The organism is Vibrio sp. 1731 (genome assembly GCF_033339955.1).
In the GTDB taxonomy this organism is placed as follows: Bacteria; Pseudomonadota; Gammaproteobacteria; order Enterobacterales; family Vibrionaceae; genus Vibrio; species Vibrio alginolyticus.
In genome coordinates this window covers 42,378-67,605 of the sequence record NZ_JAWOVO010000019.1, presented here as the reverse complement: position 1 = coordinate 67,605, position 25,228 = coordinate 42,378, and the positions used below count along the sequence as shown (strand labels likewise).

Annotated in this window: 18 protein-coding genes and 5 pseudogenes; 14 read left to right on the top strand and 9 right to left on the bottom strand. The window is 41.4% G+C overall.

Annotated features, from left to right (window positions below):
* Positions 1-171: 171 nt before the first annotated feature.
* Both R7035_RS19125 and R7035_RS19120 read left to right on the top strand, forming a co-directional pair.
* Positions 172-2,496: an FdhF/YdeP family oxidoreductase gene (locus R7035_RS19125; protein ID WP_318146231.1), complete on the top strand. Its 2,325-nt coding sequence runs from the start codon at positions 172-174 to the stop codon at positions 2,494-2,496.
* A gap of 195 nt (positions 2,497-2,691) precedes the next feature.
* On the top strand, positions 2,692-3,168 hold the full coding sequence (locus R7035_RS19120) for a DM13 domain-containing protein (RefSeq protein WP_005376099.1): 477 nt from the start codon (positions 2,692-2,694) through the stop codon (positions 3,166-3,168).
* A 198-nt stretch (positions 3,169-3,366) separates the two neighbouring features.
* Here R7035_RS19120 and R7035_RS19115 read toward each other — a convergent pair whose 3' ends face one another.
* The gene (locus tag R7035_RS19115; protein ID WP_005376100.1) at positions 3,367-3,816 is read right to left on the bottom strand and encodes a YkgB family protein; all 450 of its coding nucleotides are present in this window, start codon (positions 3,814-3,816) and stop codon (positions 3,367-3,369) included.
* A 147-nt stretch (positions 3,817-3,963) separates the two neighbouring features.
* Here R7035_RS19115 and R7035_RS19110 point away from each other — a divergent pair.
* Positions 3,964-4,764, top strand: a pseudogene (locus R7035_RS19110) (PhzF family phenazine biosynthesis protein).
* Between the two features lie 138 nt (positions 4,765-4,902).
* Entirely contained in the window at positions 4,903-5,601 is a 699-nt protein-coding gene (locus R7035_RS19105) for an aspartate/glutamate racemase family protein (RefSeq protein WP_262651295.1), read from the top strand.
* A 66-nt stretch (positions 5,602-5,667) separates the two neighbouring features.
* Here the strand turns inward: R7035_RS19105 and R7035_RS19100 are convergent.
* Positions 5,668-7,260: pseudogene (locus tag R7035_RS19100) on the bottom strand (FAD-dependent oxidoreductase); the annotation flags it as partial.
* Between the two features lie 48 nt (positions 7,261-7,308).
* Here R7035_RS19100 and R7035_RS19095 point away from each other — a divergent pair.
* The 6 genes from R7035_RS19095 to R7035_RS19070 all read left to right on the top strand — a co-directional run bounded on the left by R7035_RS19095 (position 7,309) and on the right by R7035_RS19070 (position 13,664).
* Positions 7,309-8,946 carry a recombinase family protein gene (locus tag R7035_RS19095; RefSeq protein WP_069493746.1) on the top strand — a complete coding sequence of 546 codons (1,638 nt, stop codon included), beginning with the start codon at positions 7,309-7,311 and terminating at the stop codon, positions 8,944-8,946.
* A gap of 860 nt (positions 8,947-9,806) precedes the next feature.
* Positions 9,807-10,352: a chromosome partitioning protein ParA gene (locus tag R7035_RS19090; RefSeq protein WP_258484643.1), complete on the top strand. Its 546-nt coding sequence runs from the start codon at positions 9,807-9,809 to the stop codon at positions 10,350-10,352.
* Entirely contained in the window at positions 10,342-11,745 is a 1,404-nt protein-coding gene (locus tag R7035_RS19085; protein ID WP_258484645.1) for a relaxase/mobilization nuclease domain-containing protein, read from the top strand. The genes R7035_RS19090 and R7035_RS19085 overlap by 11 nt, the downstream gene beginning before the upstream one ends.
* Before the next feature lie 292 nt (positions 11,746-12,037).
* The gene (locus R7035_RS19080) at positions 12,038-12,805 is read left to right on the top strand and encodes a hypothetical protein (protein WP_116920536.1); all 768 of its coding nucleotides are present in this window, start codon (positions 12,038-12,040) and stop codon (positions 12,803-12,805) included.
* A gap of 156 nt (positions 12,806-12,961) precedes the next feature.
* The gene (locus R7035_RS19075) at positions 12,962-13,159 is read left to right on the top strand and encodes a hypothetical protein (RefSeq protein ID WP_258484551.1); all 198 of its coding nucleotides are present in this window, start codon (positions 12,962-12,964) and stop codon (positions 13,157-13,159) included.
* Between the two features lie 124 nt (positions 13,160-13,283).
* Positions 13,284-13,664, top strand: coding sequence for a transcriptional regulator (locus R7035_RS19070; protein ID WP_258484550.1), 381 nt, complete (start codon positions 13,284-13,286; stop codon positions 13,662-13,664).
* Positions 13,665-14,013: 349 nt separating this feature from the next.
* Here R7035_RS19070 and R7035_RS19065 read toward each other — a convergent pair whose 3' ends face one another.
* A complete protein-coding gene (locus R7035_RS19065) occupies positions 14,014-14,970 on the bottom strand; it encodes a LysR family transcriptional regulator (protein WP_258484549.1) in 957 nt (318 codons plus the stop codon).
* 155 nt (positions 14,971-15,125) lie between these two features.
* Between R7035_RS19065 and R7035_RS19060 the strand changes: the two genes are divergently transcribed.
* The 3 genes from R7035_RS19060 (at position 15,126) to R7035_RS19050 (ending at position 16,903) form a co-directional block, all read left to right on the top strand.
* Positions 15,126-15,947 carry a DUF4437 domain-containing protein gene (locus R7035_RS19060; protein WP_258484548.1) on the top strand — a complete coding sequence of 274 codons (822 nt, stop codon included), beginning with the start codon at positions 15,126-15,128 and terminating at the stop codon, positions 15,945-15,947.
* A 73-nt stretch (positions 15,948-16,020) separates the two neighbouring features.
* The gene (locus R7035_RS19055; RefSeq protein WP_258484547.1) at positions 16,021-16,527 is read left to right on the top strand and encodes a DUF3299 domain-containing protein; all 507 of its coding nucleotides are present in this window, start codon (positions 16,021-16,023) and stop codon (positions 16,525-16,527) included.
* 55 nt (positions 16,528-16,582) lie between these two features.
* On the top strand, positions 16,583-16,903 hold the full coding sequence (locus R7035_RS19050; protein WP_258484546.1) for a hypothetical protein: 321 nt from the start codon (positions 16,583-16,585) through the stop codon (positions 16,901-16,903).
* A gap of 43 nt (positions 16,904-16,946) precedes the next feature.
* Here the strand turns inward: R7035_RS19050 and R7035_RS19045 are convergent.
* A pseudogene (locus R7035_RS19045) lies at positions 16,947-17,135 on the bottom strand (IS3 family transposase); the annotation flags it as partial.
* Positions 17,136-17,331: 196 nt separating this feature from the next.
* Positions 17,332-17,520, bottom strand: a pseudogene (locus R7035_RS19035) (transposase); the annotation flags it as partial.
* Between the two features lie 71 nt (positions 17,521-17,591).
* On the opposite strand from R7035_RS19035, the pseudogene R7035_RS19030 reads away from it, so the two are divergent.
* Positions 17,592-17,840 (top strand): annotated as a pseudogene (locus tag R7035_RS19030) (substrate-binding domain-containing protein); the annotation flags it as partial.
* 215 nt (positions 17,841-18,055) lie between these two features.
* Here the strand turns inward: R7035_RS19030 and manA are convergent.
* From manA to mngA, 4 genes are all read right to left on the bottom strand, one after another.
* Entirely contained in the window at positions 18,056-19,249 is a 1,194-nt protein-coding gene (manA, locus tag R7035_RS19025; protein ID WP_258484545.1) for a mannose-6-phosphate isomerase, class I, read from the bottom strand.
* A gap of 13 nt (positions 19,250-19,262) precedes the next feature.
* A complete protein-coding gene (locus R7035_RS19020; RefSeq protein ID WP_031817735.1) occupies positions 19,263-20,402 on the bottom strand; it encodes a glycerate kinase in 1,140 nt (379 codons plus the stop codon).
* A gap of 42 nt (positions 20,403-20,444) precedes the next feature.
* On the bottom strand, positions 20,445-23,084 hold the full coding sequence (gene mngB, locus R7035_RS19015) for a mannosylglycerate hydrolase (protein ID WP_031817734.1): 2,640 nt from the start codon (positions 23,082-23,084) through the stop codon (positions 20,445-20,447).
* Positions 23,085-23,240: 156 nt separating this feature from the next.
* Entirely contained in the window at positions 23,241-25,175 is a 1,935-nt protein-coding gene (gene mngA, locus R7035_RS19010) for a PTS 2-O-a-mannosyl-D-glycerate transporter subunit IIABC (protein WP_258484544.1), read from the bottom strand.
* Between the last annotated feature and the right edge of the window lie 53 nt (positions 25,176-25,228).

The window sequence follows — 25,228 nt, the reverse complement described above, 5'->3', positions numbered from 1 at the left end:
AGATAAGTAAACGCTCGGACAGGCGAGAGCATGTTGAGTGGTTACTTATTTGGATTAAAAAATACATGGATTAGAAACTAAGCCCTTCAATACTTCCGCATTATCTCAATAAATAACGCGCTTGTTTTCACGGGCACCCTGCTTGCTGGTATATCTGCGAGGAGTAAAGTCGTGAGCCAAAAAGAACAAATAAAAGCATACAAAGGTCCAGCTGGTGGTTGGGGTGCATTGAAAGCCGTAACCAGAAGTTGGTGGGGCAGTGAAAATGCAGTTAAAAACATTCGCACTATGCTCAAAACCAACCAAAATGGCGGTTTCGACTGTCCGGGATGTGCATGGGGCGAGTCGCCAGATAGTGGTAAAGTCAATTTTTGTGAGAATGGCGCGAAAGCGGTAAACTGGGAGGCGACCAATCGTCTGGTTGATCCTGAGTTTTTTGCCAATCACAGCGTTTCTTCTCTCTCAACTCAAACCGATTACTGGTTGGAATACCAAGGCCGTATCACGCACCCAATGCGATACGATGCCGAGTACGACCACTATGTGCCTGTCTCTTGGGATGAGGCTTTTTCTCTTGTGGCTAAACATCTCAACCAATTGGATTCACCACACCAAGCGGAGTTTTATACCTCTGGTCGTGCAAGCAACGAAGCGGCGTTTTTGTATCAGCTATTTGTGCGCGCATTCGGTACCAACAACTTCCCAGATTGTTCCAACATGTGCCACGAAGCCAGTGCTATCGGGATGAAAGACACCATTGGTGTTGGTAAAGGCACAGTGATCTTTGATGATTTTGAAGAAGCTGATGCGATTTTTGTGATTGGTCAAAACCCGGGCACGAATCACCCACGAATGCTTGAACCTCTGCGCGAAGCGGTAAAACGTGGTGCACAGGTTATCTGTCTAAACCCGCTGAAAGAGCGCGGATTAGAGCGTTTCCAAAACCCACAAATGCCGATTGAGATGTTGAGTAACGGCTCAGAGCCTACAAACACGGCGTACCTGCGTCCTGCTTTGGGCGGAGACATGGCAGTATTTCGTGGCATCGCGAAATTCTTGTTGCAATGGGAACGCGAGGCATTGCAAAACGGTGGCAAAGCGGTATTTGACCGTGAATTCATCAAGCAGCACACGATAGGTATAGATGACTATTTGGCTGAAGTGGACGCAACCGCTTGGGAACACATCACGGAACAATCGGGTCTTGATTTAAGTGAAATCGAGATGGTGGCGAGCATGTATCGACGTGCAGAACGTGTGATCATGTGTTGGGCGATGGGGTTGACTCAGCATCGTCACTCTGTGCCAACCATTAAAGAAGTCGCAAACGTGCAAATGTTACGAGGTAACGTTGGTAAGCCGGGCGCGGGTCTTTCACCAGTGCGTGGTCACAGTAACGTTCAGGGCGACCGTACGATGGGCATTGATGAAAAACCTTCAGATCTGTTATTGGATCGCATTGAAAGTCGATTTAACTTTGCCGTCCCGCGTGGTGAAGGCCACAACACTGTGCAAGCCATTAAAGCGATGGAAGAAGGACAAGCGAAAGTATTTATCGGTTTGGGCGGTAACTTTGCACAAGCAACGCCAGACACAGAACGTACGCACAACGCGATGCGAAACTGTAATTTAACCGTACACATTTCGACGAAGTTAAATCGTTCTCACCTTGTCACAGGTAAAGATGCGCTTATTCTTCCGTGCTTAGGCCGTACCGAGATTGATCAGCAAGCGACGGGCCCACAAGGTGTGACGGTTGAAGATACTTTCAGCATGGTGCATATCTCATTTGGTCAGCTAAAACCGCGTTCGGAGCATTTGCGTTCAGAACCAGCGATTATTGCTGGTATTGCCAATGCGACACTCGGGGCAAAACCAATTGATTGGTTGTGGGCAATTGAAGATTACGACCGTATTCGCGATTTGATTGCCGACACGATTCCGGGTTTTACCGACTTTAACCATAAGCTTAAACACCCAGGTGGATTCCACTTGGTAAACCCAGCTGCCGAGCGTCGATGGAATACACCAAGCGGCAAAGCACAGTTCAGCTCTAGCGAGTTGCCGAAGCAGTTGATCAGCGAAGCGATACTCGAAAAAGGCCAAAAGCCAGATTTGATTTTGCAAACCATGCGCTCACACGACCAATACAATACGACACTTTACGGCTTAAATGATCGTTATCGTGGTGTATTTGGCATGCGCGAAGTGCTGTTCATCAATGAAGCGGATATTCGTAAACTCGGTTTTGAACCGGGCGACAAAGTGGACATGGTGTCATTATGGGAAGATGGCGTAGAGCGTCGCGTAAGAGGATTTACGCTTGTTGCCTATGATGTGCCAGCAGGTCAGGCGGCGGCTTACTATCCAGAAACGAACCCATTGGTTCCTTTGGACAGTTATGGGGATAGAACGTTTACGCCAACCTCTAAGTTTATTGCGATCAAATTGGAAAAATCGACATCCGATAAGATCGCTTTGGTGGAAGCGGAATAGTGACCAAACCGGCACAACGACATTTCCGATAAGCAAACGGCTGATATTAATTATCAGCCGTTTTTAATTTCGCTCAGTCTGCATTTAGTGCGCATAGCTTGTGTATAATGTTAATGACATAATGCTGCTCGATAATAGACAGATAAGGCCGATTTGAATCTAATTTCAAGTAGTAAAACTAATAAGAAGATGCTTATGACCTTGAAAAATATAATTAAATTAACAATCAGTCACTTAGTGGCAGTTTCTATTGGCATTGCGATAGGTATCTATACTTTACCGATCCTTATTGCACCACCTGCGCCGACCGATGAACAAGTTGCTAAGAGCAAGCAAGGTGCAGAATACAGCGCAGTGTTTAAGAGGGAACTCAAAGGTAGCGATGCTTTTCATTGGGGAGAGGGAGAAATTCATTTGAGTTCTGAAGTCATTACGTTGGTAGGAAAACTCGCTCCCGGACCAGACTATAAACTCTATCTATCTCCTAAGTTTGTTGAAACGGAACAAGAGTTTAATGACCTTAAATCTGAGATGAGCTTAATTGGTGATGTCAAAACGTTCGATAACTTCGTTGTTGAGGTTCCTCAAAGCACTTCAATTTCTGAATACAATACGGTTGTTGTATGGTGCGAGACATTCGGTGAGTTCATTACTTCGGCAAAGTATCAATAAACCTTAGCAGTAGAGTGAAAGGCTTTTCTTTTCACTTTACGCTAGGATGTTGTTTCGCATAATTAAGAGGCAAAGACTCTTAAACACTCTAAATTTAAGAGCCTTTGTTTAGAGTTATTGACAGAACCATTCGACTTGTAAGTCGTTTGCACCTTTCAGGCTACGTTCTGGAAAAACAAGATTTCGAACTATTTAGAGTTATTCTCTGTTTGGCTTGTTTCGTTCGATGACGCTAATCGCAATAGCTAAAAATAGAATATCTTTTACTAAAAAGAAGTTTGTCACCAAAACCCCATCAGACACTTTCCATGTATTCGGTGTCGTAATTAGAAAGCTGAGTGTCGCAAGAAAAATAATTGCGGCGGCTATGCCAGAAAAATAAGCGACTCGTGTGTTTTTAAGGCCAACGATTAATCCAATAGCGACAATGATTTCTGTTGCGCCAATGATGTTTGATACGGCTTGAACTGACATCACATCATACAACCAACTCATCAGAAAATGATTTTCAACGAGCGGTTGTATAAGCTTGGCCTCTGTAGGTGTGAATTTATAAATACCAATCCATATTAGAACTAAAGAAACGCCGAAAACTCCGATAAGATATCCAATTGAGTCACATTGATGATGGCTTTTTACGTTTTGCATAATTAACTACATTCTCCTGTTTGTTAGCGCTTCCAACAAGACCTATAAGGTTGGTAGAAAATTTCATAGGTTTTTTTCGCTCAAACAACAGATATTAAAAATCACGTGATACAGAATTACGTGTTTGATAGAACTTAAGGATATTTCGTGGAAGTTAAAATTTTTCAGGTTGACTCGTTTACATCAGAGGTTTTCAAAGGTAATCCCGCGGGTGTTTGTATCACAGAGTCAAGCCTTGATGAGGAAACGATGTTGGCCATCGCGGCCGAGATGTCGTTATCTGAAACGGCATTTCTGTCACTCAATACAATGCAACTTCGTTGGTTTACACCGAGGACGGAAGTTGCTTTGTGTGGACACGGCACACTTGCAACGGCGCACGTTCTGAAAGAGCAGGGGTTATATAATACTGGAGATACGATTGAGTTCGTTACGCTATCTGGGGTTTTAACTGCACAACTCGATCATGAAGAAATTCATTTGGTGTTTCCTGCGCCAACTTTAGATATGAGAGCGAGTATTAACAAAGACTTACTTCATGGCTTGGGGCTAGATGCCGCCAATGTAGTCGCCTACGGTCAGTTTGATAATAAGCAGTTGATCGTCATTAATGATGAATTTGTGCTTGAACAGCTCGACCCTGATTTTGGTGCGCTGCTTAAACAAAAGGGCCGTGGCGTCGTCATCACTGCTCAATCAAGTACTGACGCCGATTTTGTCTCTCGATACTTCGCGCCTTAGGTAGGTGTTAATGAGGATCCAGTTACAGGCTCTGCACATTGCGCTTTATGTGTTTACTGGGCTAAAGAGCTCAACAAAAAGCAACTGAAAGGCTTCCAAGCCTCCGAGAGAAGTGGGGTCGTCCATACAGAGTTGTTAAGCACTGAGCACGTTAAGCTTTCTGGAAATGCAGTAACGATATTGCGAGGATATATGAGAATCGCGTAGCGGTCCTTGTGGGAATGATTTTATTTTCGTGTTACCCAATGCTCAATAGTGAGGACGCTTGAATGCTACTTATTTAAGTGGCTGATTTTTTTGTAAAAACACCCCTGGCACGGTGGTGTATAACGATTGGAGAGTTATATGAAAACTATCGGTCTTCTAGGTGGTATGAGCTGGGAGTCGACGCTTAGTTATTACAAATTGATCAACGAAGGAGTCAAAGAGACGTTAGGCGGCTTAAATTCCGCAAAAATTTGTATGTATAGCGTGAATTTTTCGGAGATAGAGAAACTTCAACATCAAGGTAAATGGGAAGAAACGGCAAGCATTCTATCTGATGCTGCATCTTCAATAGAAAAAGGGGGCGCTGACTTCATTCTTATTTGTACTAACACAATGCACAAAGTTGCGCCTCAAATTGAAGCCAGTATTAATATCCCCATACTACATATCGCAGACGCGACTGCTGAGTTACTTCGTGAGAAAGGGGTTCAAAAGGTCGGACTCCTTGGTACTCAATTCACAATGGAGCAAGACTTTTATAAAGGAAGGCTTTCCGACCGTTATGGGCTTGATGTCGTCATTCCCGATCAAGACGACCGCTCTAAAGTACATAACATTATTTATAAAGAGTTATGCCAAGGTGAAATCAAAGAGGAGTCAAGGACGATATACTTGCAAATTATTGAAAAACTAAAAGAGCACGGAGCTGAAGCTGTGATTCTCGGGTGTACTGAAATTGCCTTACTTGTAAACCAAAGTCACACCGATGTTACACTACTCGATACCACTTCTATCCATGCTCAAGCAGCAGTCCGTTTGGCAATTGAAGGTGAATGATCTACGCTTTCTTTCCTGCAAAAAAAGAGAAAACCAAGCACGTGGTTTTCTCTTTTTATTATCAAGTTATAAGCGAGCAAATTTGAGAGTTCTGTATCCACCAATCAAGTTGCGGGCTTTGTAACCATTGTTGACCAGCTGACGGTATGCTACGTTACCACGTAACCCAACTTGACAGTAAATCACGATCTCTTTGTCTTTAGGAAGTTCGTGCATGCGACGACGTAGTTGATCGACAGGAATATTAATTGCACCTTCAAGATAACCAACGGACTCCAATTCACCAGGATTACGAACATCAAGTAACAGTTGGTCTTCTGTCAGTGAATCCATTTCATCATAATGAATCGCAATCGCGTCACCTTTGATGATGTTATTTGCCACAAACGCCGCTTGGTTAATTACATCTTTAGCAGAGCCATAAGGTGGCGCGTAAGTTAGCTCGAGGTGTTGCAGTTGCTCTACCGTCATACCAGCACGCTGAGCAACTGCCATTACGTCGATACGTTTATCAACACCGTCTTTACCTACTGCTTGCGCACCTAATATTTTACCTGTTACTGGATCAAACAGCATTTTGAATGACACGGTTTCTGCACCTGGGTAGTAACTCGCGTGACTTGCTGTATGCACATACACTTTTTCATAAGCGATGTTTTCACGTTTCAGCTGTTTCTCGTTTTCACCAGTAGAAGCGACGGCTAAATCAAAAATCTTACAGATCGCCGTGCCTTGCGTACCTTGGTAAGTTTCTTGGCGGCCAAGCATGTTGTCTGCTGCCATTCGGCCTTGACGGTTTGCCGGGCCCGCAAGTGGCACTAGAGTTTGCTCGCCAGTCACAAAGTCTTTCTCTTCTACCGCGTCGCCGACAGCGTAGATCGAAGGATCGCTGGTTTGCATGTATTCATTGATATAAATACCACCAAGAGCGCCGATTTCTAAGCCAGCTTCTTTTGCTAATTTGGTCTCGGGGCGAACACCAATTGCCATAATCAAAATATCGGTGGTGAGTCTTTCACCATTGTTTAGTGTTAATTCCAATTCACCTTCTAGATGTTGGTGTTTTTCGCTCTCACCAGAGTCGAAACTTGCCACGTGCTCGTTAGGTACGAATTTCACCGACTCAAGTGCGACGCCAAGTTTAAGGTCGATGCCTTTCTCACGAATTTCAGCATGTGCGAAGCCAGCCATTTCACGGTCAACGGGCGTCATCACTTGATCCGCCATTTCAACTAATGTGGTTTTTATGCCTAGCTGGTGGAAGGCTTCCATCATTTCCAAACCGATAAAACCACCACCAACGACCGTAGCGTGTTCAACTTTGTTGGTTTCGATCGTTTTAATGATGCGATCCATATCTGGAATATTGCGCAGCGAGTGCGTTAACGGGTTATCAATACCCGGAATAGGCGGCACAACTGGACCTGCGCCAGGGCTGAGTAGAAGAAAGTCGTAGCTCTCTTGGTATTCCGAGCCATCAAGCAAATTCTTAACCGTAACCGTTTTGTCTTGACGGTTAATAGAAACCACTTCGTTCATCACACGGACATCAACATTGAAACGCGCTAAAAAGCTCTCAGGCGTTTGAAGAAGCAGTTTGCTGCGCTCTTGGATATCACCACCAATGTGATAGGGTAAGCCACAGTTTGCAAAAGACAACTAAATGTTATACTACATTTTATAACTCCTAGGAATGTGTAAGAAAAAGTGAATAAGTATCATCTATATCAACGTGTTAGTAAGCAAATTCAGGCTGAGGAAGGACAGGGTATACAAAGGCAGGAACAGGCTTGTGAGCATTGGATTTCTGATTACAACAAGCGCCTTTTAAGTGAAGGGAAATCGGCATACTCAAAGGGATTAATTTATGAAGATCGTGGTAAGAGCGCTTACACAGCCGCGAACTTTAAAAGAGGTGAACTGGGGGCTTTGATTAATGATATTGAAAATGGAAAGATCGAGAAAGGCGACCTTATTGTTATAGAGCTAATAGATAGATTTAGTCGAGCTAATGTTGACTTTGTCAGAAGTCAATTTCAACGGATTATCGATGCTGGTGTTAAAATTGCTATCACGAAATGGAATCTTGTTTTTGAAGAAAATATGGAATCTGTATCTAGTGTAACAGGAAGAATACTACTTGAAATTGGAATGTACTTAGCATATCAAGAATCTAGTCAAAAAAGTTCAAGAATAAAAGCCAGTAGAAAATTGCTTGAAGATTCAGGAAGGAAATCTATAGCAAAACCACCTTTCTGGTTAGCTAGAAACTCAGATTTAAAATCTTATACAATAATTGAAGAGAATGCGGAAATTATTAGGAAAATATTTGATTTAAAACTTAACTTCAATTACGGGCCTCAAAAAATCATTAAGAGTCTCGGTGACTTGGATATCTACAGATACAGTTTTGATGAAAATGGAAATCTAATAAAAACAACAAAAAATAGTCCTCTTAGTGAATCATCTATTAATGCATACATCAGAAATACGAATGTAATTGGAAAGTTAGATGGTAAGGATTACTATCCTAGAATTATTGATGATAGAACATTCTATGCAGTTCAAAAAAGAACTCGGGAAAATACAGGTGGAGTTGGTGAAATTTTCCGTAATGTGTTTGTTGGTGTTGGTAAATGTGGTTGCTTAATACGGAAGGAAAATGAGAACGGTTGTGGTAGTTTAGCTAAATGTGGTTATATAATGGCATTCTCTAGTAGGAAAGTTAAGAATCCAACTAAAGGTATGTATTTAAAGTGTAACAGAAAAAGAAAAAGTACTAAATGCGACTCTGAAAATATAAATTATTACTTGGCTCAAAATAAAATTTATAATGTGCTTAAGTCTTTAAAATTTGACATTGACCAAAGTGTAGACATTTCTCACTTAGAGGAGAAAATTAATACGATCGATAAGAGCATGTCAAAGATACGTGAATATATGACACAATATTCTGATGATGAAGAATGGGAGAATCAATATAAAATTAAAAGAATGGAAAGAGAAAAAATTGAAAATGAAATTAAAGCTAGTAAATCACGTATTACAGGAAAATTGTCTAACCTTGATATTGATTTTTCGAAAGAAAAGGATAGAGTTTTATTCAATCAGTTTTTGAAAGATAATCGTATAACAGTATATTTCACAAAGGAGAGAATGGAAATAATTATAGGTTCTTTAAACAACTTTTCGATAAAGTGTGGATATGATGATAGTAACCGTGACATAGATCATATCATTGAATCTTATTCAAAAAATGGTTTAGTTGGAATAGAAGAAAAATCTGGTAAATCAGAAGGTAAGGGATTACTTAGATTTAACCTACCCACTGTACCAGGATCGTAGGAACATTCGAATATGTACAAGATACAAGACTGTTATACGATTGAACCAGCCGTATCATTGTTTTACTCATAATAAATGAGCAGTATTTCTTCTGCTCTAATTTTATATAGATTTATAACTGCTAGAGCAGAAATCTCACTTAACGTTTGGGATAGATGAGCACTCCTCAACGCCTTGAACGGAAGGTGTTGAGTTAAGTTAGAGTTCTACATAGGACGTTCGATTTCGCTCTAAAGATAACTTCAAGTATACAAATCTTAGATATATATGCATAATTTGGTTATAAAATTTATAGTAAACATAAATATTACTATTAATTATATTACAATGAAGAATAGAGCTATACCTATTAAATTCTAAATGAGATATTCATTTTTAGTAAGTAAAGTCTATTTTATTTTTAATTAGTCTTGATGTCATACTACTTACGCAACAAAAATAAATTACACTAAGATTGCTTAATATTTAAGTAATTATATATTAAACCTACTTACATGATAATAAAATAAAAAAATTTAATTAAGATACTATTTTATAATGTTGAATTTTATGAGGTTATTTATTGATTGTATTTTCTATAAGTTTATTTTAAATGTGAACTGTGCTTTTGTTTGTGAAAAAAATATTGAAAATTTTATCATTTAAATTAATAATATAATTATCTGGTTTTGAAGCAAGCTGTGTCTGCGCGTTTATTTGTCCCAAATAAAAACTCCGACAAATACTCCGCCCATTCTGGTTGGTTGCACTAACCCCCTTCGGTGTTAGCGCTGGTTTATCATATGTTGTTAGTCTTAAATATTAATAGCTATATCTAATTATTTGAGAGGTGAGTATAGATACAATAAAAGGTAATAATTATGAAACACGATATGTTAGACATTTTAAGAAGTGTAGGTGCAAAAGATTTTAGAGCTATTGAAACCGCCATTAAGACAGTAAAAAAAGAGAAATACAAACCTCGTAAAGAACCTGGTGATTTGCAGATTAAATCAGTAAAGACAAATCTCACTGAAAAAGAATATCAAGAACTAGTTAAAAAGCAATGTATGGCTGGTTATTCAAAGCTTTCAGCATTTACTCGTGACGTCATCAATAATGCTGTAAAAGTCAAACCCATCATTCTAGAGGCATCTAAAGAGTTCTTTACAGAAACTTCAGAACTCAGTGATCAAATTAAAACAATTGCCACCGATATTGAGAATAGTAAAGCTCTCACAAGAGATGAAATAGAAAGTACTCTTGTAATATTAGGGGGACTATTAAGAGAGTTTCAGGCAACTCGTCACTTGCTAGTAAATAGCTTTACTCAAGAAGCGGCTTATGAAATAGCAAAACAGCATTTAAGTGAAGACAAGCTTGTTCAGGCACTGAAAGAATTCAGAGGGTCAAGTCATGATCTATAAGGAACCTGAACAAAAAGGCGGTAAACACACAGAGCAAACCGCAGATGCTCTCATAAAGTATGTTGCTGGTGACGATGAACGAGTGGCTAAATATTTAGTAAATTATGGTGCAGGAGCCACTAAATTCGCTGGTGCATTAACAGAATTTATTTATGCAAATAATATTATAAATATCCCTGTAAATGCTAAAAACGCACCAGGGGAGATGTTAGATATGTCACTTGCGATAAGGGAAATGCAAGAATCTATAAGGCTTAACCCAAGTGCTAAACAGCAGTTTAAGCACATGATAGTTAGCCTCGATACAAATGAAAGCTTAACTAATCCACAATGGTGTAAAACAGCTAAAAATTTGATGAGCCGTTTAGGTTATGCAAATTGTAGATATATTGTCTTTAAACATAATGATACCGACCAAGAACATATACATGTAATCACGTCTACCATCGATATAGTGACAAGAAAGCGCATCAAAGACTCTTATAGCAAGATACGAGCACAAAAAGTAATGAGGGAGCTAGAGATAGAGTTTGGTCTGCGACAATTAGTAAGTAGTAATGAGATTGGTTACGATACCGATGCTGCTATTAATGACTCTAAAAAATTTAACAAAAAGGCTAAAATCGCTCGGCTAGTAAAAACAGGTATCAATAAGTTAAAGCCTGGTTCTAATCTTGCAGAGTTTGTCACTGCTGTTGAGTCAACACATTCAAGCCTCAAAGTAGAGCTACAAACAAAGAAGGGGATGGCGGTGGGTATAGTATTTAATCTCGACGGGGTTCGAATGTCTGCTTCCCAGTTAGGTGGAAATCGAAAATATACACTCGGAAAGCTTATTGGAAACGGTATTCTACATGACGCCTGTAAGGACCTCAGTAACTACGAAGAAGAACTTGAAAGAGCGGCTGCGCACGCTCAAGAACAATCAGATAATGCGTTTAGAGTTTATGAAAGTAAGCAAGATCAAGATATGAAGACTTATCTTGTGATGCTTTCTGTGAATGTTAGATATCGCAGGGAAGTGGAACGGTTAATAGATGACATGAAGTGGAATCTGAGAGCACGTAAAAGATTAAAAGGCGCTTCTGATGTCGTGTATGTTGTTGAGATGATTTCTACGCTTAAAGATGTTGAAATGGGTTTTGAAACTGTCATTGAAGCGCTTTTGTTGGATACGATTGATAAGGCATTTAGTTGCTTCACTAGGCGAAAAGCAATGGAAAATGTATTTGAAAATTTAAGTATAAAACACATTTCCGAGAGTGACTATAAGACTTTTATTGCTAGTGCTCATGTTGAGATCTTACATCAGAATGATAAACCACAACGAAGGTCGGTGAACAAACTATTAGAACGTATCATTATCCTTGTTAACAAAGATATAGAGAAGTAGCCTAATACTTATAGCTGTTATTAAATGTAGTCATATTACTTTCTATATATAACGCCCTAGTCATTATTTTTAATGTCTACCTAATGCTTAAAAATTAATGATTCGTCATGGTTAATAAATTATTTATAATTTTTTCTGACGATAATAATTCAATATTAGTTCGTTTGTATTAGATAGATCTTGCGAATCAATATCTTAAAATTATTTTTTTGGTAAATTTCAGTTTCTTTACTTATATTAATCTAACTGGTATCTTATATTAAAAGACAAGAATAATTTTCAAGGTTTAATTATGGCCAATAACGCAGATGCAATTAATGTGGCAGTAGATAAAGAAAGATATAACAAAAATAATGATGGTATGTATTATACTCCGTATCGACATAGAAAAGGTATGACTCTTTATCTTCGATTAAATATAAAGATAAATAATGAAGATTCTAGAAATAGATCTCCAATGACAATGGTGATTAATGTTGCTCAAAAACGTATTGATGAGTACCCCAAGTATACATTTGAAGAATTTGTAACTAACAATGCTTCTGAATGTGTGAAGTCGGGGGAGTTCGAGATTACTCGAGGTGCATATGAGAAATTTTTAGCTAAGCATAAATACTATTACGGAATATATCAAAAAGCAAAAGTGAATGAATGCCGTGGTTACTTCGAGATTGACAGAGCGGGAATTAAGAAAGAGGCGGCAAAGATATCAAAGCCAGTGCATGACGTAGCAGATATTGTTGAAAAGCTTGCTCTAGATGGTATTTTGACTGCTGTAGAAGCACAAGATCTGTATCAGTCAATGTACAGAATTAAACAAGTATTAGACGCGTACGTTATGCCTGATATTCTCTTTCAGAATATGCTTTTCTATGATAAAAAATTAACTGATAAAATTAAGACTTACAATCATTTATCTAACTTCAAAATTTCAAGTAAAGCAAATGCTGATCGTTTTATTAAACACATGAGTAAAATAGATAGTTTTGAAACTGGTAATAGAGTTAAAAAGTTAAGCACTGAAAGAAAGGTATTAGAGTCTTTGTGTTCCACTCTTTAATAAACCTCATTGATATCTGCCAGATCAAAGATCTGGCTTTTTACATTTTATGCGAATGTACATTTTGGAATCTAGTGGATGAATAGGATTGTCTTTCACAAAATGATGGATTAGTATTAACTCATACTCTTCTGTCAACATGTAATAGGGATGATTATGAATGATGATATTCATGAGCAGCTTGGTGTCAATAAGTCCTTTCTTAACGACACATTCGCAATGATCCGCATATCTAAAGACGGGGAGGTTTGGGTGCAATATCAAGATAAGATGGATATACCATCTAGCACTAAAGCAATTGATATTACAGCTGGTGTTCTTAAGCTTATTGCTAGTCATCAAAGTAGTGAATAATGATACGGTTGGTTAAATAGGTTAATTACTTAGGCTTGATAAACCTGCTGTAATTTATCATTACTATCACTATTTTCTCTTTAATTTATAGGGAATTATTGTATTTTATAAGTATGGATAGACTATGAAAGCTAGAATTGGAATTGCCGATGAAGAACTAGTTCGTAAGTATATGTTGTGTGTTTCAGCTGGTAAATTAAACCATGTCGAAGATATTCCTCATTTTTGGTTTGCATCATTAACGGAGCTGGCACAGATTTTAAGTAACGATAATATTAAGCTTTTGAATGTGATTTACCATGAGAGACCAAATAGTGTCGGGAAGTTATCAGAGATCACAGGTCACAGTGTCGAAGACCTTTCGATTTCTATTGATGACCTTTCATCTAAAGGTTTTGTTCGTATTGATATATGGGGAAACGAAGAGAGTCTTACTGCAATTTATACCTCTTTTGAGATCATCATGGGCAAAGAACTGGAAGCCCAGCTTCTACAACCCCTTTAATTTTAACATCAAGTAGTTAACGCTTTTTGCTGATAAAGCGCAATTGATATCGGTATTGCAAGTTAGTTCTAAACAGAAACTCCCACCACTTGATTGCGCTGAATTCTCCGTTGTTCGTTAAAGAGCGCTGGGTATGTCTTAGCAAAATAACTGTGTCATTTTTTCCAAATCCATTCTAGCAAAATTACAACTAAAACATTGCTCCCTAAAAGTGACACAGGCTAGCTTGAATCTGAATTAAAATATGTGCTTTCTATATCTCCTTATGTTTAGAGCGCTATCTTTGTAACTAAATTTTCCAACTCTCCGAACTCAGACCCAACCGATAAATGAGTACAGCCAACGTGAATTAGTCAGATTCTGGCCACTCTTCTTTCGTGACTATCTCTTGTTCTATCAACCTTTTCCGCAAATCATTGATTCGTTGTTTTAACGCATCTCTAATCAGACGTATCGCTGGAGAGATCAGTTGGCGACTAGGTAGTACCAACCACATCTCAGTGAGCGGGATAGTGCAGTCAGCCAAAAAACGTTCTATCCGACCGGCGAGAAGATCTTCTCCGACATCAATGGCTGACTTCTTTGCGATACCGACACCATCAACACACCATCTCCTAACAATATCTCCATCATTTACAGCACGGTTGCTACTAAGTTTAATTTTGTGCGGCTGATTTCTGGCATCAAATACTTCCCAACAGTCATGTACAACTTCATAGAGTTTATAAAGCAGGGCGTTATGTTCGGGTAGTTCTTCGGGAGTTTGAGGAACTCCAAATTTCTCAATGTAACTAGGAGCTGCGCACAATACGTGAGGAATATTGCAGATCTTAAAGCCGTATAGATTGGATTCAGCCGCAGCCTCTTTGGTCATCGCACGTAAAGCCACATCAACATCATCTCTATAAAAATCTGTTCGGCTGTCACTAGCATGTAGCCTCAACGTGATAGATGGATGTTGTGCCATCACATCATTAAGAAGTTCACGCATTAAATTCCGCCCCATTTCAGATGAGACTGTAATACGAATCTCTCCCCTAATTGATTGTTGCTTTTCGTTGATAAGCATTTGCCCTTGTTGAAGCAGGTCTAGAGCTTGCTGACAGATAGGAAGGTACCTTTCACCCTCTGGGGTTAAACGCAGTTTTCTGGTTGTGCGGATAAACATTTGCGCACCGAGGGATTCTTCTATGCGTTTTAAAGAGACACTTGCGGCTGATGAACTTATATCAAGTTGATTAGCGGCTGCAGTAATGGATTGTAGATCTGCGATCTTTACTAATACTCGTAAGTCAGAAATCTTCATGTTGCTCTCATTATCAGTAAGTTGCAATAGGGTGATTAGGCACTTACTGTTGATTGTCCATGTTTTAGCGAAAGTGTATAAAGAATTTCGCTATTTATCGAGAAAGTCATTGTAAATAAACTTCACAGCACGCAAATACAACTGAGGTAAAATATATGAAACGTTTATTTACAGCATCGACGGTTGCACTAGCAGCGTCACTTTTTTCCCTACCTACACTTGCAGCGGATGGTAGATCTAAGGTGGTGGCCGCTGATGATATTGAATGGGGCTACCTAAACCCACTGCGTGGAATTCTAAGCCCTGGTGCTGCAGACCTTTGGGGCGATCGTACAACTGATACCGCAACAGGTATGTTAGTGCGCTTCAAGAAAGGATTTGAGTCGCCACCACACATTCATAATATTACTTATCGTGGCATTGTGATTGACGGTCTTATGCACAATGATGACCCCACATCAGCCAAAATGTGGATGCCAACAGGCTCTTTTTGGACACAGCCAGCGGGTGAAGATCATACAACTGCAGCAAATGGCGATACAAACCTTATCTACCTTGAGATAGATGCAGGCCCATACCTAGTTAAACCTTCTAAAGAGCAATTCGATAACGGTGAGCGCCCACTGAACCTGCACAAAGACAACATCGTCTGGCTCGATAGTAGCGATTTACACGATCTTAATGTGGAAGGTGTGAAATCGACTTATGTTTGGGGGAGCACCGCTGATATTGGTGGTTCAATGGTTAAGTTACCCGCAGGTTTCAAAGGTTCGATTGATACTAAAGCAACAGAGTTTCGTGCCGTAGTGATTTCTGGCTCAGTAGAGTACACCTCTGATGATATGAAAAAAGCACAACGTCTCGCACCAGGTAGTTACGTTGAATCAGTGGGTGATTTTAGCCATGAAATTACTAACAATACTGACTCAGAAGCGACAATCTACATTCGCACCAATAGCCAATATCAAGTCAATTAATGAGTTAGCCTTGAGTTTGTTTCCCTTTCAAACTCAAGGTCTTATATGTATTGTAGTAAATAAGGTAGAACTAATGAGATTTCTGATCCTGCTAGTCTTCATTTCTCTGGCATTGCCATCAGTTGCTAATGAAGTGGCAATGCCAAATAAAACGTTAGAGATTGAATGGCTCGACCTCATTCCAAAAGAAGAGCGTGATCGTATTAGTGAATCTCGAATGAAAGCTCTGAACCATAATCTTGAAGCCGCGCAACAGGTAAAAGTTGGTGCTGTCAGAGCGGAAATGGCAGGGAAGCACATAAGAATTCCAGGCTTTGTTATTCCTCTTGAAGGAGATGCGGACAGCATATCGGAATTTTTACTCGTTCCATTTTATGGTGCATGTATCCATGTCCCACCTCCGCCACCTAATCAAATTATTCATGTGAAATTTGAAGAGGGGGCCCCAACAAAAGATCTGTGGGATATCGTTTACATTACGGGCACACTTCAGACTGAAACCTTGGTTACAGAAGAGTTGGACGTTGAATCTGGTTACACAATGATTGGTGCATCAATAGAAAATTACAATAAAGCTTAGTCATCTAAGAGGACATGTTTGTATATTCTCACTCTTCTTATTTTTCGGGACAACAATGATGAACCAGAATCTTGCTGTGTTTATTGCGAGTTTTATGCTTTTCATGGTTAACGCTGTGCAAGCACAAAGTGTTACACATCGCTCTCAGTACATTCATGAAACTAGCTCGGAGTTTTTAGAGTATGCTGGTTTGAAAGCAGTAGGAAGGTTAAAAACTTTCAAGTTTGATATTGATAAGTTAATAGGAGATGGTAACGGTGTTTTATTGCCATACACTAACGGTTTGATATGTTTAAATAAGTCGAGTCTTGATTCTTTAAGTAATGATATTGATGGGAAGATGTTGTTTAAGTTGGTTTCTGAAGGTTATTTCTAAATCTTTTGCCAACTGATCTGCTTCAGCAAGACTGGACACCACATTAAGCGACATTTTGCTGTTCAAAGTTAACTAGGCTTAGATACCCAAGAGCACTGTGCCTTCTCGTCCGATTATAATCAACCTCTATGTATTCGAAGATCGTTTGACGCATCTGGTCTCTAGTCATAATCGGCTCATATTGGATCGCTTCAACTTTCATAGAATGGAAGAAGCTCTCAACACAAGCATTGACGCTCCTATGTCAAGCCAGCCTCGCTAGATCTTTTAGGATGAGTGGAATAGCTCTCTCGCTATATAACGTTTTAAGTTACGAGCGATTTCCTTGGTTGATAACCCTTCAGCCGTTCTTCGTGCAACATAGTCTTTCGTTCTGGGATCACTACGCATTCTTACCATAGCGACAGTCCAGAGAGCATTATTAGCACTGCGGCTAGCTCTTGCTCTCGCTGACTCGTATTGGTGTCTTTCTTCGAGTTCTTCCACCACCCATAGATTTGAGATTCATGTAAAGAAAGCTGTCTTGCTGCGACAGCTACTCCGACTTTCTCTGCTAGCTTCAGAGTTTCTGCTTTAAATTCAGGGGAATGTTTAATTCTAGTTTTCTTAGTTGTCATTGTTCACCTCGTTAGTGATTGTACTCACTTAACTCAGTGTCCAAAACTGCTGGGGCGGATCAGTAGTTGGGTTTGATGGTATTCAGGACAGTCAATTTTTCTCACCTCCTTTGACAACGGTTAAACAAGACTTTAACGAACTCGGGCGTAAGGCGGTCAAATTGGTCCTAAGCCTGGTGGAGAAGGGGGAGGGAATTACCTCTGAAGTATTGCCCGTTATTTTGGTGGTGAGGCAAAGTTCAGGTGAAAAATTGAATGCTTTGTATGATAAGCAGTCAGTGTTTAATTATCTGGAAAACATTGGTCGCCTATTGCCCTAACGCGGAGATTTACATTCAGGAACAGTTTTTATGAAGAAAAATCACCCACCAATGAACGTGAGCATTGGTGGGAATGGCCCAAGGAGGGAGTAGCGTCGGCCATATGTAACTTGTTTATATTTGATAACAAGCACTGTTTTTTCTTCAAATTAACAGTCACGAAAAATGAAGATAATATTAGTTGATTAGTCTTTGCGTTTCGCTCTTGCTTTTAATTAGTTAAATGCACGAGCTAATGTGCCGTTCCCTTCGCACAAATACTTAACGGAATGACTGCTGACAAAGAGGGATTCTCCTGCTTTCAGTCTTATTTTATCTTGTTGGTTTGAAATGGTCACTTGTCCTTCAATACAAAATAGAATCTCTGCACTACGAACAAATTGTGTAATGTTTTGATTTGCGACAGGTACAATTTCAAACCCAAAATCATCAACAGGAATTGGGTAACTTAGTTTTCCGTTTTTATGGATTGGTTCAAGTTTTATATGTGCTGGATCAATGGATATAAAAGTTGTATTTTCAATCAGCTCTGGCACATCTATGTACTTTGTGGTTAAGCCTGCCCGTAACACGTTATCTGAATTCGCCATAATCTCTAAGCCGGTGCCTTGAACATAGGCGTGTGGTGTTTCCGCATGCAAAAACATAGCTTCACCAGGTTCAAGCTCAATAGTGTTTAGCATCAATGGTGAAAACAAACCGATATCATCGGCATAGTACTGACGAAAATCTTTGATATAACCATAAGCCTCACGAGCTATAGCTGTTTTTGCTGGGCGCTCAAGACTCGTGTAAAGCTCTTCCAGTGCTTGTTGCTTGCGTTCACCTTCCAGAGACATAATTGCAGAAAAAAAGCCTTTGAGACCGTCACTGTTTGGAGACGCTCTTAATGCACTGATTTCTGCTCTAAGCGTTGTAATATTCGCTTGCTCAAACAAAGTTAAAATTTGTTCTATTGGTCTGAAACCATTCATCGCTTTGTAAAAGGTCAGCGCATAAACTAGCTCTGGCTTATGGTTTGGATCTTTGTAATTACGGTTTGCCGCGTTAAGTGGAATACCTTGTTCATTTTCACGAGTAAAACCCATTTCAGCTTTGCTTTTGCTTGGGTGAACCTGGATTGAGAGTGGCATTTCTGCGGCCAATACTTTAAACAAGAAAGGCAGCTCGCCAAATCTTTCCTTTGTATAGTTTCCCAACGATTGAACTTTGTTTTGGTTTATTACATCGGATAGCAATTCATGGGTTTCGGCTTTACGCGAGCATCCGTTTGGGTGTGCGCCCATCCAAATCTCAGCTTGGGGTGAGTTGTCAGGGTTTTCTATACCAAAAAGTTCTTTAATCGCATCACGACTGCCCCAAGAATAGTTTTGAATGGTATTCTCAAGCTTAAAAAATAAATTTTTCATAGTGCAATCCTCTTTAGATTAACGTTTTACCTAGTTTGAGAGTTGCGGCAATATTTCTTGCTGTTCTTATCAAATTTGCTTCGGCTTCTATCAGGACTTGTGAGAGAGACTGAGGGCTGCGCACTGAGCCAAATACGCTATCAATGTGTGAGTAAAGCTTGTGAATATCTGTCCCCAAAGAGCCTGCTATTGCGATCACAGGGACATCTTTTTCTTTGGCATACTTTGCAACCCCCCAAGGTGCTTTACCTTGTATAGTTTGGTTGTCCATTTGCCCTTCACCAGTTATAACGAGGTCCGCACTTTTGATGATGCTCCTGGCATCTATAGCTTCCAAAACCATATCTATACCAGGCTTTAATTGAACGTCGAAAGCTAACGACAAACCTAGTGGCGTCCCTCCAGCAGCCCCATATCCGGGAGTGAATAATGGGTCGAATTGCTTGTTAGGTGAAACGAAAGAGGAAAAAGTCATGAGACCGGTATCTAACTTGTCTATATCAGCCACCGAAGCACCTTTTTGAGGGCCGAACACATGACTCGCTCCGTGTGGACCACACAACGGGTTCGTGACATCGCAGGCCACTATCATCTCAATATTTTGACAACGAGAGTCGAGACCTTTTAGATCGACTTTGCTAAGCCGAGATAAATCTCCTCCCCCTCTAATCAATTCATTACCTTGAGAGTCATATAGGTGGCCTCCAAGTGCTTGAATGATACCTGCGCCTCCGTCATTGGTAGCGCTTCCTCCCAAACCAATGAGAATTTTACTCACACCATGGTCCAGAGCGCTTTTAATTAACTGACCCGTACCGTAGGTAGATGTAAAAAGAGGGGCGCGTTTTTCTTTCGTGAGTAAGTCTAGCCCTGAGGCCGCAGCAACTTCTATGAGTGCGGTGTTGCCGTCATCTAACAAAGCCCAGTGTGCGTTGACCCATTCACCCGTTGGTCCTTCAACTTGCGTTTTCTGCAATGAGCCACCTAAGCTTTCCAGTAGCACATCCACAGTTCCTTCACCGCCATCCGCGAGAGGAAGATGCACGTATTCAGCATTTGGAAATGAGTCGCGAAAACCCCGTTCAATTGCAGAGCAAACCATCTTAGCGCTGAGTGATTCTTTAAAAGAATCTGGGGCGATTACAATTTTCATGAAAATTCCTTAAGCTCCGCATGTCGCGGAGCTATGGTTAACTTAAAATTTCACTTGGAAAGACTTAACCTGACACGGTTTCAGCATGCCGAACGATGCTGTGTCTACCTCATTTGGTAGCACTTTTTCGTCTAGCTGTGTTTCTTTCCATGAGGCCACTTTCGAGGTGAACGTCACTGTGTCGTTAATCACGTCGCTTTCTGATGGGTTGTAAACGCGTAGGATGAGCGCATCTTCGTCTTCTGCTTTCTTCAATACGCTCAATACTGCGCCGTCTTGCGATTTGTTCAACAAGCTGTGTGTTAGTGGTAGGTTTTGCTCGCCAACGTTGAGCTTCATTGCGTTGTAAGGAATTTTGTTGTAGCACTGGATTGGAGTCACGTTGTCACGGGCCGCTGCCATGACGTTTGCTTCGATGTGGTTTCCTGCGAAACCGAACAATGCGAATTCACAAACAATCTTGCCGCGTACTTGTGAATCTGGCGTTGGGATCTTGATACCAGATGGACGACCCGGACGAAGTAACAACTCTTCTTTACCCAACACGCCGACACCACGCAGAAGGGTTAGGGCGAATGTGTCTCGCTCTTCATTACCTTGGCTTGAAATCACTTCAAACTCACGCAAACCGTTGCTCATTAACGCCATACCACCTTGTGCGTTTTCAACCGCGGCAAAGTTCATTAGCTGGTAAACTGGTACAGGCGCTTCTTTCCAGCCGTCTGCTTCCCAGTTCGCCATTTCTGGATCGTTGGTTGGGCGAGTGATCAAGCCGAACTGGTTATCCGCTACCACGGTTTCCGATACAAACGGTGTTGGTACTAGTACGCGTACGCGGTGGTCGTCAGCTTGGTTGTCCAGCTCCATACGAACTTCAATACGGCGTGTACCTTGTTTCAGAACCACTTGGCAGTTCACATCTAGGTACCCGTTTTGGCCTGTGCGCTCTTCACGTTGTTGTAGGTTCTCAGGCAAGTTCATGCGTAGCTTGATGGTTGCGACAGACTGGAAGCCTTCGTGCTTCACATTCACTTCTACATCGAACTCGTCAGAGTACAGTAGCCACTCTTTACGAGAAGGCGAGTAGTCGTATTCGTCGCCATCATCAGAGCCGTCTTCAATGCGCAGCGCTTGCTCGTAAAGATGCTCAGTCTCTTTGTCGAAGATGTTCAGAGTACCGTTTGCATTTACGTTGATGCGATAGAATTCATTCTCAAGAAGGAAGTCTTTTTGCTCAGCCACTTTTTGCGAGCCTTTCTCGTTGGCTTTAATGTGTAGGGTTGTGAAGCCCATGGCTGGCACTGAATACTTGATTTGAATGTCGTACTCGATAAACGGGTCGTAGTTACCGTAATGTACGATCTGACGGTCAATCTTACCTGGGTCAATGATGCGCTGGTCTTGAATGAAGTACTCAACTGGTGTGCCATTTTCATCAAAGATATTGAATTCTTCTGCTCGGATTGTGATGGTGGTGTTGACCACCTCTTCACGAGCGTATGGAGATAGGTTGAATAGCGCTAACTTGTCGCAGCCTTCGCGTGTTGGCATGTGGTCAACAATCTTGCGTTTGTAGAAGTTGATCAGGTTGGTTGCCATGTCGTCAGCAAGGATGTAGCGATTTAATATCTCGGCGTGCACTTTGTCTGAGCAGCAGCAGCCAATTGAATCGTGAGCATGATTCTTCATGCTCTCCTTCCACATTTTCTCGATCAAGCCGTGGTGGTATTCAAATCCGAGTGTCCAAGCGATAGACGCTAACGGCTCCAGGATGTTGACGATCTTATTCTCAACTTCTGCGTGGATGAGTTTGATGTCCATACGAGTTGAAGAGATAGTGCGATGCACACGCATGTATTTACCGTCGTTGAACTCGCCTTTGATGGTGTCAAGTTGCTCGCGCTCGGCTTCAATACGCTCGAACGCTTCTTCAAAACGGCTCATTTTGAATTCTTTATCTGGGTAGATTTCACGCAGCTTATCCATCACCTCGAAGATGTCTTTTTGGATAGGCATTTGGTCGTGACCGTTTGGTAGTAGAATGTCTTTGGTTACTGACGGCTTTTCTAGTACAGGAAAGTATTTATCTAGACGGGCGCGTAGACCTTCCTCGTCTTGCGGTAGGTATTTACCAATCGCGTAACCCAGTGGCAATATTTGCGCTGATACTTCACTACCGTCGTTTGATTGCCATAAAAACTCGGTTTTATCTGTGCCGTGGCGCTCTGAACAACCACGCCAGAACATGGCTCGCGTAATACCGAAGCCATTGTAGATAGCGGGGAGCTGAGAACTCATTGAGAATGAGTCTGGCAGGTAACCAATCTTCATAGGCTCGCCTAGTGCTAGACAGTCGCGCAATCCGTAAAGCATGTTGCGTACGATAGATTCGCCAGATACTTGCATCGTATCCGTTTGAGAGTACCAAGGACCAACAATCAGTTTACCTGCTTGTACGAGTTCACGTACGCGCTCTTTATTTTCTGGTTTGATCGCGAAGTAATCTTCCAGAACTGCGGTTTGACCGTCTAGAACGTAGTATTTGTAGTCTGGATCGTTTTCCAGACGAGTCATGATTTCTTCCATGTTGTTCACTAGCAGAATGCGAGACTCTTCTGTAGTGAAATACCATTCACGATCCCAGTGCATGTGAGGAGTAATATGAACGCGAGATGTAGTCATAACTTTTACCGTCTTAGGCAATAATTGCCGTTAATTTGTTTTAAAATTGATTGTTTTCTATTCGTTTTTGCGGCATTTAAGTTTGCCAACGAATATTTAGGGCGCAGTAATCCTGCGCCCAAAGCTCGAGTTGAGCGGATCTATGAGTGATTCGAATTAATTTTCTGCAGTAGCCTCAGTGGCAAATTTGCCCTTTTTTACAGCATGTGCTCGCCACATTATGAGGGTGATGGTCGAGATGGTTGCACCAACCAGCGCAGCGCTAAACCAGATTGCTGCGGCCGTGAATGCGCCCAGACCAGCATCATGCAGTAGGAAGATTGAGAAAATACCTGCGCCTGGAGTTGATAGACCGATACCAGCTGCACCTACCATTGCCCCTGTTACAACAGAGCCAAGAAGGAATGAGCCAATAACACGAATTGGATCTTCAATTGCCATTGGGATAGCACCTTCTGTGATGCCAGCAAGACCAAGCAACCACGTTGATTTACCCGTTTCGATTTCAAAGTCCTTGAATAAGCGAGGCGCAAGTAGAGTTGATGCCGTTACTGTGAACGCCGATACCATTTTGACCGAACCAAAGATGGCATACGGACCGTAAACACCGTTCGCCATCGCACCCAGACAGAAAGCGTAAGCTGCCTTGTTTACGGGACCACCAAGGTCGAAAGATACGAACAAGCCAATCACCGCACCCAGAAGTAGGGCGTTCGTGCCAGACATGCCGTTTAGCCAGTCAGTCAAACCTTGGTTTAACCAAGCTACGGGTTTACCGATCACGAACAGCATGAGTGAGCCAGCAACCAAAGTACCAATAACAGGGTATAAGTAGAAAGTTAGGAAACCATTGAATGCAGGGTTTAGACGTACGTTTTCTTTTACCCAACGCATGACGTAACCTGCAATCAAACCACCGACAACGCCACCAAGGAAGCCAGATCCGATGAGGTTGGCTGCGATACCTGCTGCAAAGCCAGGTCCAAGTGCTGGTTTATCTGCCAATGAGTAAGCCGTGTAAGCTGCCAGTACAGGCACCATCAATGTGCCTAGTAGACCGCCACCTAGCTTGCGGTACATCCACAACCAAGAGCCTTCTTCAGCATACAAATCTTGGAGGTTTAACATTTGTGCCAATAGTACGGCAACAGCAAGCACGGTACCGCCTGCTACGATTAAAGGAACCGCGTAAGAGATACCTGATAGCAACGCTTGTTTCAATTCCGTTTTAAGGGGTAGCTTTTTTGGTTTGTCGTTGGTTGCCACAGCAGCGCCTGCGCTTCGACCAGCTTTACCTGCTTCTACTGCTTCGTTAAGAATGCGCTCTGAGTGTTTGATTGGCTCTGCTACTGGCACTTCTACACGAGGAATGCCTTCAAAGCGCTCTAACTCTTTGACCGCTACCTCTGCCGCGAAAACGACCGCTGTTGCACTGTTGAGCTGTTCGGCAGTCAGACGATCTTCGATGCCGTTTGCGCCTTGTTTTTCAACGTGAACGTTATAACCGAGCTTCTTACCTGTCTTTTCAAGGTACTCTGCTGCCATGTAGGTGTGAGCTATACCCGCTGGGCAAGCTGTGACACAAACGATTGTTGGCGCATTTGTATCTAATTCGCTGTCCTTATTTTCTGGTTCGCCTTGTCCGTCAAGTAATGAAATAATTTGTTCTACATTTGTAGCGTTCAGCACTGCTTCACGCACGTCATCATCCACGAGGGTTGTAGTCAGTTCGGTCAACAAGTGCATGTGCGTTGAACCTGCTTCTGCATTTGGAATAGCAATCAGAAAGATCAGGTTTACGTCTTCGTCTTCATCTAGTCCTTGCCACTTTAGGTCTTGTTTTAGTGTAGCCACAGCAAATGCAGCTTCTTTTACTGCATCCGTCTTACCGTGTGGTACTGCTAAACCTTCGCCAAGCGCCGTCGGGCCTTGCTCCTCGCGTGCAAATACCGCTTGTAGATATTCTTCCTTGTTATGCAGTTTGCCTTGCTGGTTTAGCTGTTCGGCAAGTGCACGGATCGCTGCGTCACGACTTTCGAACGTCGTTTGTAAGTTTATCAGCGATGGGTTTGTAAGAGAGGTTAATTTCATAACGTTTGTCCCATTGTCACATTCGACATTGTTGAACATTCAACAATAGTTAC